At 68.2% G+C, this 12,036-nt stretch carries 11 protein-coding genes; 4 read left to right on the forward strand and 7 right to left on the reverse strand.

What is annotated here, in order from left to right; genetic code table 11:
- Positions 1–37: 37 nt before the first annotated feature.
- The 4 genes from NI1_RS00610 to NI1_RS00625 all read left to right on the forward strand — a co-directional run bounded on the left by NI1_RS00610 (position 38) and on the right by NI1_RS00625 (position 4,366).
- A complete protein-coding gene (locus NI1_RS00610) occupies positions 38–1,063 on the forward strand; it encodes an Lrp/AsnC family transcriptional regulator (RefSeq protein ID WP_067813036.1) in 1,026 nt (341 codons plus the stop codon).
- Positions 1,064–1,228: 165 nt separating this feature from the next.
- On the forward strand, positions 1,229–2,263 hold the full coding sequence (gene recA, locus NI1_RS00615) for a recombinase RecA (RefSeq protein ID WP_067813037.1): 1,035 nt from the start codon (positions 1,229–1,231) through the stop codon (positions 2,261–2,263).
- Positions 2,264–3,004: 741 nt separating this feature from the next.
- Entirely contained in the window at positions 3,005–3,706 is a 702-nt protein-coding gene (gene recX, locus NI1_RS40220) for a recombination regulator RecX (RefSeq protein ID WP_084522624.1), read from the forward strand.
- Between the two features lie 12 nt (positions 3,707–3,718).
- The gene (locus NI1_RS00625) at positions 3,719–4,366 is read left to right on the forward strand and encodes a hypothetical protein (RefSeq protein ID WP_067813038.1); all 648 of its coding nucleotides are present in this window, start codon (positions 3,719–3,721) and stop codon (positions 4,364–4,366) included.
- Between the two features lie 27 nt (positions 4,367–4,393).
- On the opposite strand, the gene NI1_RS00630 is transcribed toward NI1_RS00625, so the two are convergent.
- From NI1_RS00630 to NI1_RS00660, 7 genes are all read right to left on the reverse strand, one after another.
- Positions 4,394–5,353 (reverse strand): SDR family NAD(P)-dependent oxidoreductase, encoded by a 960-nt coding sequence (locus tag NI1_RS00630; RefSeq protein ID WP_169815512.1) that lies wholly within the window; start codon positions 5,351–5,353, stop codon positions 4,394–4,396.
- Positions 5,354–5,408: 55 nt separating this feature from the next.
- Entirely contained in the window at positions 5,409–7,094 is a 1,686-nt protein-coding gene (gene kstD / locus NI1_RS00635) for a 3-oxosteroid 1-dehydrogenase (protein ID WP_067813039.1), read from the reverse strand.
- A 34-nt stretch (positions 7,095–7,128) separates the two neighbouring features.
- Positions 7,129–7,716 (reverse strand): TetR/AcrR family transcriptional regulator, encoded by a 588-nt coding sequence (locus tag NI1_RS00640; RefSeq protein WP_067813040.1) that lies wholly within the window; start codon positions 7,714–7,716, stop codon positions 7,129–7,131.
- A gap of 137 nt (positions 7,717–7,853) precedes the next feature.
- A complete protein-coding gene (locus tag NI1_RS00645) occupies positions 7,854–9,416 on the reverse strand; it encodes a bifunctional phosphatase PAP2/diacylglycerol kinase family protein (protein ID WP_084522430.1) in 1,563 nt (520 codons plus the stop codon).
- 137 nt (positions 9,417–9,553) lie between these two features.
- Entirely contained in the window at positions 9,554–10,444 is an 891-nt protein-coding gene (locus NI1_RS00650; protein WP_067813042.1) for an amino acid ABC transporter permease, read from the reverse strand.
- Entirely contained in the window at positions 10,441–11,121 is a 681-nt protein-coding gene (locus tag NI1_RS00655; RefSeq protein ID WP_067813043.1) for an amino acid ABC transporter permease, read from the reverse strand. Before NI1_RS00655 ends, NI1_RS00650 begins: the two co-directional genes overlap by 4 nt.
- Positions 11,122–11,189: 68 nt before the next feature.
- Positions 11,190–12,023, reverse strand: coding sequence for a glutamate ABC transporter substrate-binding protein (locus NI1_RS00660; protein ID WP_067813045.1), 834 nt, complete (start codon positions 12,021–12,023; stop codon positions 11,190–11,192).
- Positions 12,024–12,036 lie beyond the last annotated feature (13 nt).

The following is a 12,036-nucleotide window of genomic DNA, read 5'->3' on the forward strand; positions in this document are numbered from 1 at the left end:
CACATAGCCGGACGGCGCTTCGCGGTAGATTCCTCCTATGGTCGGCAACAGTGCGGATGATTCCGCCATCATGGATCTGCTCGACAAACAGATCGTGCACGGCCTGGTCGTCGACGCTCGCATCCCGTTCGCCCGGTTGGGGGCCATCCTCGGCGTCTCCGAGCAGACCGTCGCGCGGCGCTACCGGTCGCTGCGGCAGCGCGGCATCATCCACGTGTCGGGGCAGGTGAACATGACCCCGCTCGGGCAGGCGCGCTGGCTGCTGCGGATTCGCACCACGCCCAGCCGGGCGGTCGCCTTGGCCGAATCCCTCGCGCGGGTACCGGATTTGAGCTGGGTGTCGCTGCTGTCCACCGGGTTCGAGGTGACCTGCGTGGGGCGGCCGCGCTCGATCGAACGCCGCGACGAGTTGCTGCTGCGCATGGTGCCCAACGCCGGGCAGGTGCAGAACATGAACATCTACGAGGTGATGCGGGTGTTCCCCTTCGCGGAGGAATGGCCGCGCTACGGGCGGTTGCTCAGTGCCGAGCAGTTGCGGGAACTCGGTCCGCCGCAGCCGTCCCGGCGGGAGCCCGACGGACCGGACGCGCCGGTCACGCTCTCCCGGGAGGACGAGGCCATGCTGGCGTTGCTGGCCCGCGACGGCCGGGCGCCCTACGCGCAGATCGCGGCCGTCACGGGGTGGAGCGCGAACCGGGCCGCGCGCCGGATGCACGAGCTCACCGCGGCCGGGGTGCTGTACTTCGATCTCGATTTCGCCTTGGAGCGCATGGGATTTCAGACGCGCGGGATGCTGTGGTTGCGGGTGCGGCCGGCGCATCTGGAGGCGGTCGGGATCGCGATCTCCCGGCATCAGGAGGTGGCGTTCGTGGCGGCCACCACCGGGGTGGCCAACATGATCGTGTCGGTGGAGTGCGTGGACATCGCGCATCTGTACCGCTATGTGACCGAGTCGCTGGGGGCGCTCGAAGGCATCGAGGACATCGAGGTGACGCTCGCGCTGCGGGTGTTCAAACAGCAGCAGACCCTGCTGACCTCGAAGCGGATCGCGGTGGGGCGCTGACCCCGGAATCGCCGCGTGTCACGGGTTGGCCCGCGTGTCGTAGGGCGGGTCGCTTGCCTCGAACACGTGTTCGTTTATGCTCGTCGTCGGAACTTGTCGGTGCGGCCCTCTAACGTGGGCGCCAACCACAGCACGAGACACACCCGTCGAGAAGGGGAACCAGCGATGGCACCACAGGCTTTCGATCGCGACAAGGCGCTCGAACTGGCATTGGCGCAGGTCGAGAAGAGCTTCGGCAAGGGCGCCGTGATGCGTCTCGGCGAAGAGGCCCGCCAGCCCATTTCGGTCATTCCGACCGGCTCCATCGCGCTCGACGTCGCGCTCGGCCTGGGCGGTCTGCCGCGCGGCCGCGTTGTCGAGATCTACGGCCCGGAATCCTCCGGTAAGACCACCGTCGCCCTGCACGCGGTCGCGAACGCGCAGGCCGCCGGCGGTGTCGCCGCCTTCATCGACGCCGAGCACGCGCTCGACCCGGACTACGCCCGCAAGCTCGGCGTGGACACCGACGCGCTGCTGGTCTCGCAGCCGGACACCGGTGAGCAGGCCCTCGAAATCGCCGACATGCTGGTGCGTTCCGGCGCCATCGACATCGTCGTCATCGACTCCGTGGCCGCCCTGGTGCCGCGCGCGGAAATCGAAGGCGAGATGGGTGACAGCCACGTCGGCCTCCAGGCCCGCCTGATGAGCCAGGCGCTGCGCAAGATGACCTCGGCGCTGAACAACTCCGGCACCACCGCCATCTTCATCAACCAGCTGCGCGAGAAGATCGGCGTCATGTTCGGTTCGCCCGAGACCACGACCGGTGGTAAAGCGCTGAAGTTCTACGCCTCGGTGCGTCTGGACGTGCGCCGCATCGAGACCCTGAAGGACGGCTCCGACGCGGTCGGTAACCGCACCCGCGTCAAGGTCGTCAAGAACAAGGTCGCGCCGCCGTTCAAGCAGGCCGAGTTCGACATCCTCTACGGCGTCGGCATCTCCAAGGAGGGGTCGATCATCGATATGGGTGTCGACCAGGGCTTCATCCGCAAGTCGGGCTCCTGGTACACCTACGAGGGCGACCAGCTGGGCCAGGGCAAGGAGAACGCCCGCAAGTTCCTGCTGGAGAACACCGACGTGCGCGACGAGATCGAGAAGAAGATCAAGGAAAAGCTCGGCATCGGTGCCGACGTCACCGCCGGCGCCGAGGCCGCCGACTTCTAACCGATGACAGCTCGGGAAACCGAAGGGCCCCGGCAGGATCCGCCGGGGCCCGCCCCCCAACTCGAAGCGGTCGAACGCCTCCGCCGCCAACTCGACGCCCTGGAGTCGAAAAGCCGCCGCCGCGCCGAACCGCGCGCCCCGCGCAGCTCCGGTCGTCAAACCGACTCGACCCAGCTGTTCGGCGCCGACCCGTACGCCAAGGCGTCCTACGATTCCCACGCGAACGCCCCGCGCGACAGCTGGTCGAGTCCATCCGCGGACTACGGCTCGTCCCGCAGCGTCTACGGCAGCCGCTTCGGCGACCACGACGAAGCTCCGTCGCCCGGTGACTCCGAATCCGGATGGGGCTACGGGGACCACACCTCGTCGGACGACCCGTACGAGAGCCGCTCCACCCTCCGGCGTCGCCGGTCCGCCGCCGCTGGCGACGCATCCGAGGACGCCCTCGAGACCGAAGGCGTCGCCGAATCGGACGATGCTGCGGACTTCGACGAATCAGCTTCGAAACCCGTTCGCGCCCCACGTAGTTCAGCGCGAACTCAAGGTGTCGCACCGCCCGACCGAGGCCGGTCGTCATGGGGTCGGCGGCGGGAGGAAGCGCCGCCGTCCCCCACCGGCGAGACCGACGCCGAGCTGTCGGAGGTCGCCGAACCGCGCCGTGGACACTCGCCCGCACTCGGGACATACCGGGAGGAGGCGGGCGGTGCCGCGCCTGCGGCGGAGCGACGTAGCTTCAACCCGCTGTCGGATTCCGAAGCGCGGGGCCCGGACTCGGATGATGAGTCCCGACCCGGGACCGGTCGGCGGGGACGCGGCAGGCCCGGACGTCGCGGGTATCGCGCGGCTGACGGTGAATCCGCGGATCCGGGTTCGGGAGCGGGTGGACGTGGTCGCCGGGGCCATCGTTCGTCGGGTGCCGGCTCCGCTGACAGCGGACTGCCAGGGGGTGGGACCGAGGCCCAGGCGAAGGATGTGTGCTTGCGGCTGCTGACCGATCGGGCACGGAGCCGGTCCGAGCTGGCGACCAAGTTGGCGGACAAAGGGTATTCGGAGGCGATCGCGAACAAGGTGCTCGATCGGCTGGCCGAGGTCGGGCTGATCGACGATGCCGCGTTCGCGCAGCAGTGGGTGCAATCGCGTCATACCTACTCCGGCAAGGGCAAACGGGCGCTGGCGCAGGAGCTCAAGCGGAAAGGGGTGGCGCAGGAGGATGCCGAGGAGGCGTTGTCCGCCATCTCCTCCGATGACGAGCATGCCCGGGCGACCGATCTGGTGCGGCGGAAGCTGCGCACGCTGCCGCGCGATCTGGATCGGGAGAAGGCGATTCGCCGGCTGGTCGGCATGCTGGCTCGGCGTGGCTACAACTCCGGGACGGCCTACGCGGTGGTGAAGGCCGAGCTGGCGGGCGCCGGAAACGATTTCGACGCTTCCGAACTCGACTGACAGGATCGAGGGGTGGACCCGGCGATCGCGGAGGCGCTGACCGAGCTGGGCCGGGTTTTCGCGGTATATCCGCGTCGCCCGGTGCTGGAGCGGTGCCCGCATTGCGGTCCACCCATCCGGGTCGACGAGTTCGACCTGTTCTCGCTCACCCTGAAACTGGGCAACACCATCGGGGATCGATCCGATGTGAAGGCGTTGCTCCCCATGCTGCTCGAATGCCTGGTCAACTCCACGGAATTGGATACCGACCTCGTTTTCGGCAAACTGCCGCAAGAGGACTGGCGGTCCTGGCCGGACCGGGAACAGCGCGCCATCGAACACTATTGTGATGCGGTGTGGCAGTCCATTCTGGCCGAATTCCCGTGCAGGCTGGGCGCTTTCGCGCAGGTGGAGGACTTTCTTCGGCCCGTGGCCGCGGCGGGCATACCCCTCGATCGGTATCTGGCGGCGTGGGACGAGCGCGCCGGCAGCGCCGCGGACCGGCATCTGGCGGCGCTGGTGACCGGACCGCTTCCGGCGGATCGAGCCGCGGATACGGTGCGCGCCTGGCTGGCCCGGGATGCGTTGCGGCAGCGGCTCTTCCGTGCCTACGAACGCGATCACGACCGGCCGTGGGCCGATGACCTGGCGCTGGCTCACGATATCGCGAGCCTCTGGTGACGGGTGCCGGTGTCTGATCGCCGGGTGTCAGTTCGGGCGGGTCGTCCACCAGGGTGCGGTCTCATCGGCTTGCGATCCGGTCGCGGAATCGAGGTAGTCGAAGAGTTCGAGTTCTCGATGCTCGTCGTAGGACTCGGCGGAGGAGCGGACGGGACGGTCGATCTCGACGTACGCGCCGCGCAGCGTGGACACCGGTATCGACGAGGTTCCGGTGGCGAGCGCGGTCAGGTGGACGGCGGAACGCCGGGGCGTCGAAACGCCGGGCACCATCCGCATGGCGGGCAGCAGGTACTTCCAGCCGAAGCGCTCGATCGCGCCGCGGTCGCGTGCCAGGCCGGTGCCGGGCATCATGCCGGGGTCGTAGCAGGTCACCTGGATGGATTCCGGTGCGCGCCGAGCGAGTTCGTGGACCAGATAGAGCGTGCCGAGCTTGCTCGTGGAGTAGGCGCGAATGCCGTCGCCGGGCCGCGGCCGGGCGAGGGCCCCGGGGTGCTCCCAGCGCGGTGCGGGCACCATGCCGTAGGAGCGGCGGAACTTGCCGTAATGCGTTCCGGAACCGGTCCACAGCACGCGGGCCGGACCGGTGAGCTCCGGAGTGAGCAATGCCAGCAGCAGATGCGGTCCGGCCAGGTTGGTGCCGAAGGTGAGTTCGAAACCGTCGACGGTCGCCGCATCGGTCGAACCGGTTTGGATGCCCGCATTGAGAATGATGCCGCGCAGGGGTGGAATCTCCTGCGCGGCAAGCAGTTCACGGATCCGAGCGGCGGCCTTCCGCACCTCGGTGAGGTCCGCTTGATCACCGGCGACGTATCGGAAATTGACCGGATCGCCCAGCATCCCCCGCAGCGCCTCGCCGCGATCGCGGGACCGCACCATGGCCACGACCGTCCACTCGGCGGAACCGGCCAGCAGCTTCGCCACTTCCAGACCCAGCCCCGAGGTGGCGCCCGTCAACAGCAGGGTGCCACCGTTCCCCTTCGGATCCATGATCGCCATCTTGGCAGGCGATCGGGCCGAAGGTGTTGCGGGTGACCGGTTCCCGCTACCGGGCCGCACCCGCGGCATCGAGTGCGGCCAGATAGCCGAAGACCAGCGCCGGGCCGATGGTCGCGCCGGGGCCGGCATAGGTGTACCCCATCACCGGCGAACTGGTGTTGCCCGCGGCGTACAGCCCTTCGATGACCGAACCGTCCGCGCGCAGCGCACGGGCGTGGACATCGGTGTCTATGCCGCCCTTGGTTCCCAGGTCGCCCGGAACCATGCGGGCGGCGTAGAAGGGCGCTTTGGTGAGTTCACCGAGGCTGGGGTTGGGCTTGTTGGCGAGATCGCCGTAATAGTGGTCGTAGGCGCTTTCACCCCGGCCGAAATCGGGATCGCTACCGCTGCGGGCGAATTCGTTGAACCGGGTGACCGTGCCGTTGAGCGCCTCGGCCGGAACGCCGATCTGATTCGCCAGGTCGGTGAGGGTCGCGGCGGTGACGATCGCGCCGGAGCGGATCCAGGAGCGCGGAAGGCGCTGGCGCGGTGCGACTCCGGCGAAGACGTACCGGTTGCGATAGGTCTGGTCGAAGATGAGCCAGGCGGGGAGATTCTCGGCCGGACCGTCGCCGATGCCGTGCTCGCCGCCGAACATGCGGTGGGTGGCTTCGACGTAGGGGAGCGATTCGTTCATGAATCGGACGCCGCGATCGTTGACGATGAGGCTGCGCGGCAGGGAGCGTTCGGAGAGCGCGAACCAGGGTCCCTTGGGCATGGGAATCGACGGCGCCCACCAGGCATCGGTCATGAAAGAGACTGTGGCGCCCAAGCGTTGGGCCGCCGTGATGCCGTCGCCGGTATTGGTGGGCGCGCCCAGGCTCAGGTCCGCGGTTACCGGTGCGCGATGGTATTTCTCGCGCATCTCGGGGTTGTGATCGAAGCCGCCGCTGGCGAGCACCACGCCCCGCCGGGCGCGCAGCGTGGATCGAATACCGTTGTGCTCCACGATGATCCCGTTGACCCGATCGCCTTCCAGGAGCAGTTCGGTCATGCCGGTGCTCAACCGCACCGGCACCCCCGCCGCCCGCACGCCGAGCATGAGCGGCCCCATCAGCGCGGCCCCGAGCCCGAGCAGCTTCTTGCCCCGGATCCGGCCCAGCGCAGTCCGCAATCCCACCCGCAGAATCCGGTGTGGCCCGCGCCAATTGCGCAATCCGGTGCTCATCCAGCGATATTCGCCCTGTTTGAACACCACGCCCGCCGGTCCCGCGGCATACGGCGGATGCAATGTCTCCAGGTCGGCCCCCAGCGCTCGCCCGTCGAACGGCAGTGGTTCACACGATCGCCCACTCGCCCGCCCGCCCGGTGCTTCGGGGAGATAATCCGAATACCCGTCCACCCATTCGAGTTTCAGCGGCGAGTTGGCGAGCAGGAACTCCAGCGCCTCGGGCCCGCGATCGAGGTAGGTGTCGATCCGTTCGGACGACACGTCATCGCCGATGATCGCCGCCAGATACCGCCGCGCCTCCTCGATATCGTCCGCCGGTGCCTCCCGCCGCAATATCGAATTGCCGGGAATCCACACCCCGCCGCCCGATCGCGCCGAGGACCCGCCCCAATACCGCGACTTCTCCACGATGACGGTGGTGAGCCCGTGCCGCGCGGCGGTGATCGCCGCGGCCATCCCGGCCGCCCCCGACCCCACCACGATCAGATCGAAGATTTCCGCATTGTCGTTGCCGTACTGCATTTTTCACTCCAGTGTGCTGTTGTGGGCGCGGCGATCAGCCCCGCCAGCGCTCCCCGCGCACCGCGTCCACCGCGCCTTCGACGCAGACGCGCAGCGACGCTCCCGGCTGATCGGGCCGACGCAGCCATTGCAGATAGCCGAATTCGGCCGCGGCCAGCATGAGATGCACCAGCAGCCCGGGATTGCCGTCCTGCTCCGGATCCCGCGACATCCGCTGCGAAACCAGCTCGACCAGCCGTTCCCGATGCTCCGCGGTCACCAGCGCCACCCGGTCCAGCAGATGCGGCGCGGTCCGGAAAGCCGCCCGCCACTGCTCCAGATCCGCCGGCGTCAACGCGGCCGATCGCGCCAGAATCGCCTCTGCCAGTGCGATATCCGCGGCTTCCGCGGCCGGCCGCTCCTCCAGCAGCACCGCCAGCCCGGCCCCGCCCTCGCGCACCGGATCCAGCAGCAGATCCTCCTTGCTGCGCACATGCCGGAAGTAGGTGCTCGCCGAAACCCCGGCCGCCGCCGCGATCTGCTCGGTGGTCACCTCGTCGAATCCGGCCCGTGCGAACAGCTCGAATGCCGCCCGCTGAATCTCGGCCCTGATCTGCTGCCGCTGTCGCGCACGCAGAGACATAGACCCTCCCTCTCGTAATACGAACGCGCGGAGCCCGTCTCGGGCTGCCGCCACGCTTGTGGAGAGTGTCTATCTATGTGACAGTAACTGTCAAGAAGGTAGGCGCAATCGACCGCGGGAGGGCGATGCGAACGAGTTCAGTGCGAGCGGAAGATCTCGCCGAGCCACGGCGCGCGCCGGTGATGCGGCCGAATGCGTTCCGCCCAGCGCGGATTGGATTCGTCGCGGCGGTACACCGCGATCCGCCCCGCCATCGAATACCGCAGCCGCGTGGCCTTGCCGACCACCTCACCGTCGGTGGCCAGGGCTTCCGGAGCGGGCAATTGCACTGCCAGCTCCGGCATTTGGCGTTCGCCGTACACCTTGCTGTGCCCGATGGCGGACAGCAGCAGCGCCACCACCGCGCGCGTGCGCGACCAGCGCACATCGGCGCGCAGCCAGCGCACGTCCAGCAGGCCCGAATCGAGGCGGTCCCGGAACGCGGGCACCGCGCCGTGCGGGTGGTAAGGCCCGTTGCCGACGAACAGGAACCACACCCGCTGCCAGCGCCCGTCGATCGAGATCTCGACCGGTTCGGCGCGCCGCAGCGTCACCACCAGCGCGGCGGCGAAGGCGGGCCATTTGCCCCAGCGACCCTGCCACTGCTCCCGCAACTGCACCAGGTCCGGATAGGTGCCCAGACTGGAGGTATTGATCAGATGCCGGGTGCGCGAACCGGTTCCGTCATCGAACTCGACGCACGCGATATCGACCGCGACGGCCTCGCCGGCCCCGGCCGCGTCGATCACCTCTTGCAGGTCGTACACCCCGAGATCGCGCGCGAAGTGATTGAGCGTGCCCGTCGGCACCACCACCAGCGGCAAATTGTGCCGCAGCGCCACGGCCGCGACCGCCGCCACCGTCCCGTCCCCGCCCGCGACGCCCAATGCCAGCACCGTCTCGGCGGGATGGGCCAGCAGCCCCTCCAACTGCTCGGTCACATCGATATCCGGCCGGGTCCGCAGCACGGTGGCGGCGGGCAGCGCGGCGGCGATATCGAAGGTCGGATCGTAATTCGGGTCTCCCGAAACCGGATTCACCATCATGAGCAGGCCCTTGCCGTCCACCATGGCGGGCGCTTCGCGGGCCGGGCGCGCGAGCGCCTCATCCGATTCCCGCACCGGCCACCAGCGCCGGGTCGCCAGCGCGACGCCCGACCCGACCGCCGCCCCGACCAGCACATCCGAAGTCCAATGCGCCCCGGTGTGAATCCGCGAGTAGGCGACCGTGGCCGCCAGCGGCGCGATCGCCAATGCGCTGCGCGGACTTTCGAGCGCCACCGCGGTCACGAACGCCGCCGCGCACGCCGCATGCCCCGACGGGAACGACGACGAAGTCGGCACCGGCACCAGCTGCCGATACCCCGGCAGCACCTCCGCCGCCGGCCGCCGCCGCGCCACCAACGACTTGAGCCCCGCGTTCACCACCAGGCTCGCGCCCCCGACCGAGACCGCGCCCCGCAGCCCCGCCCGCCGCAGCGTGCCCTTCCTGGTCGCCAGTCCCGCCGCGATAGCCAGCCACAGCGCACTGTAATTCGCGCTGGTGGTGAGCCGCAGCAACCCCTGATCGAGCACCGTCTCCGGCAGCCCGCCGACCCCCCGCTCGATCGCCCGATCGAACCGACCGACCCGCTGAAACTTCCGCCGTACCCAGCCACTCACCCCATCGACCCTACCCACAATCCCTCCGATCCCAACCGCCCCACCACTTTTCGCCCCACCCGGAAACGACGAGTGGCACACCACCGTGGAATTCGTCCGAATTCTCCACGCTGATGTGCCACTCGATGGTCGGCACGTTATGGGGCCGGGGTGGTGAGGGCCATGCCGGGCGGGGGAGTCACATCGGTTGCGGGGACGACTGTTCGGCCGCCGCGTTTGCGGGTGCGCAGCCAGCGCTCCACCACTGTGGCCACCACGCTGAGGGTGTAATTGAGCGCGATCATGAGCGCCGCGATCACCAGCAGGGCGGGGATGGTGTTCTGTTCGGACGCGCCGAGCTGTTTACCGGCGCGCACCACTTCGGGATAGGTGATGGCGTAGCCCAGCGCGGAATCCTTGAGCGCCACCACCATCTGCGAGATCAACGCCGGGAGCATCGCCGTAATGGCCTGGGGGAGCAGGATGAGCCGCATCAGCTGGCCCTTGCGCATGCCCAGCGCCACCGCGGCTTCGGACTGCCCGCGCGGCAGCGACCGGATGCCCGAGCGCACGATCTCCGCGATCACCGACCCGTTGTAGATGGTCAGCGCCGTCACCACCGCCGCGAGCGCGAGCTGATCGGAGGGAAAGACGTTGTACTGCGCGTAGATCGAGAACAGGAAGATCATCAGGATCAGCACGGGAATCGCCCGCGCCACTTCGATGACGGTGCCCGCGACCGCCCGCACCACCCGGTGCTCGGAGAGTCGCAGAATGCCGAAGACCATGCCGATCACCAGGGCGAACACGATCGACAGCAGCGCCGCGACCACCGTCCCGCGCAGACCGGGCAGCAGGTAGGTGGTCCAGATCTGCCCTTCCAGGAACGGCTTCCACTTCTCGGCGGTGAACTGTCCCTTGTCGGCCAGCCCGTCGTAGAGCTTCCACCCCAGCGCCAGCAGCGCCACCACCACCAGCACCGTGTACAGCAGGTACCGCAGTCGCGCCTTCGGCCCGGGTGCGTCGTAGAGAACCGAAGCCGAGCTCATCGCGCCACCTCGTATCGTTTGGCCAGCCAGCCGAAGAGCAGACCGGTGGGCAGGGTCAGGATGACGAAGCCGGCGGCGAAGATGGCGCCGATGGCCAGCGGCATGGCCTCGTTCTCGGTCATGGTGTCCATCAGCAGCGCGGCCTCGGCCACACCGATCACCGAGGCGACCGTGGAGTTCTTGGTCAAGGCGATGAGCACGCTGCCCAGCGGGCCGATCACGGCGCGAAACGCCTGCGGCAGCACCACCATTCGCAGATTCTGGCCGAAGGTCAGGCCCAGCGAGCGGCCCGCCTCGGATTGCCCCATCGGCACCGTATTGATGCCCGAGCGCAGCGATTCACAGACGAAAGCCGCGGTGTAGACGCTCAATCCGATGACCGCGAACCGGAAGTTGTTCTCCGCCAGGTCGTTCGGGCCCGCGGGCGCGAGCCGCAGCCCGAGGGTCTGGTACAGGCCCAGCGAGCAGAACACGATGATCAGCGTCAGCGGCGTATTGCGGAAGATCGTGACGTACGCCGTGCCGACCCACCGCGCCACCGGCACCGGCGACACCCGCATGGCGGCCACCACGGTGCCCAGGATCAGCGCCAGCAGCCCCGAATAGAGCGTCAGTTTGATGGTCACCCAGAACGCGTCGAGCAGCTGGGTGTGATAGTTCGAAAGCAAGTCGGTCACGGCGAACGCGTCCCTCCGATCGAAATGCGAAGCGCGCCGGGTTCGAACACCCGGCGCGCCCCGTCAACTCAGTTCCGGTCCACCTGCGGCGGCGCGGGGATCTCGAAGCCCGTGCCGGCGAAGTTCTTCTCCAGCGCGGCCTTCCAGGCGCCGGAGGTGATCATGGCCTCGATCGCGTCGTTGATCTTGCCGCGCGATTCGGAATCACCCTTCTTCAGGCCGATGCCGTACTTCTCGGTGGAGAACGGAGCGCCGACCACCTTCAGCGCGCCCGGCGACTGCGCCGCGTAACCACGCAGAATGATGTCGTCGGTGGTGACCGCGTCCACCGAACCGGACTTCAGCGCCTCCACGCACAGCGAGTAGGTGTCGTACTCCTGGAGCTGAACGTCCTTGGCGTACTTGTCCTTCACGTTCTGCGCCGGGGTGGAGCCCTTCACCGAGCACAGCTTCTTGTTGCCGTTCAGCGATTCCACGCCGGTGATATCGGTGTTGTCCGAACGCACCAGCAGCGACTGCCCGGTCTGGTAGTACGGGCCCGCGAAATCGACCTTCTCCTTGCGCTTGTCGGTGATCGAGTAGGTGGCGACGATGAAATCGACCTGCCCGTTCTGGATCAGCGTCTCACGCTGCCCCGACGGCGACTCCTTGAACACGATGGCGTCCGGCTTCACGCCCAGCTTCTCGCCCACGTACTTGGCGACATCCACATCGAAACCGCTGTAGGAGCCGTCCTTGTTGCGCAGCCCCAGACCCGGCTGATCGAACTTGATGCCGACCGTCAGCTTGCCGTCGGCGGCGTGCTGGCTGGCGGTCTTGTCGCTGCCGCCACCGCAACCGCTGGCGACCACGGCCAGCGCGACCGCTCCGACAGCGACGCGTAGCGCCTTGTTGAACCTCATCGGGAGTCCCTCT

Origin of the sequence: Nocardia inohanensis NBRC 100128 (genome assembly GCF_001612945.1) — a bacterium.
GTDB lineage: Bacteria > Actinomycetota > Actinomycetes > Mycobacteriales > Mycobacteriaceae > Nocardia > Nocardia inohanensis.

What these genes read in the sequence shown, in the direction of transcription:
- recA (WP_067813037.1), top strand. Translation starts at nt 1,229, where the DNA reads ATGGCACCACAGGCTTTCGATCGCGACAAGGCGCTCGAACTGGCATTG.
- NI1_RS00650 (WP_067813042.1), bottom strand. Translation starts at nt 10,444, where the DNA reads ATGAGCTCGGCTTCGGTTCTCTACGACGCACCCGGGCCGAAGGCGCGA.
- NI1_RS00610 (WP_067813036.1), top strand. Translation starts at nt 38, where the DNA reads ATGGTCGGCAACAGTGCGGATGATTCCGCCATCATGGATCTGCTCGAC.
- NI1_RS00630 (WP_169815512.1), bottom strand. Translation starts at nt 5,353, where the DNA reads ATGGATCCGAAGGGGAACGGTGGCACCCTGCTGTTGACGGGCGCCACC.
- NI1_RS00640 (WP_067813040.1), bottom strand. Translation starts at nt 7,716, where the DNA reads ATGTCTCTGCGTGCGCGACAGCGGCAGCAGATCAGGGCCGAGATTCAG.
- NI1_RS00660 (WP_067813045.1), bottom strand. Translation starts at nt 12,023, where the DNA reads ATGAGGTTCAACAAGGCGCTACGCGTCGCTGTCGGAGCGGTCGCGCTG.
- kstD (WP_067813039.1), bottom strand. Translation starts at nt 7,094, where the DNA reads ATGCAGTACGGCAACGACAATGCGGAAATCTTCGATCTGATCGTGGTG.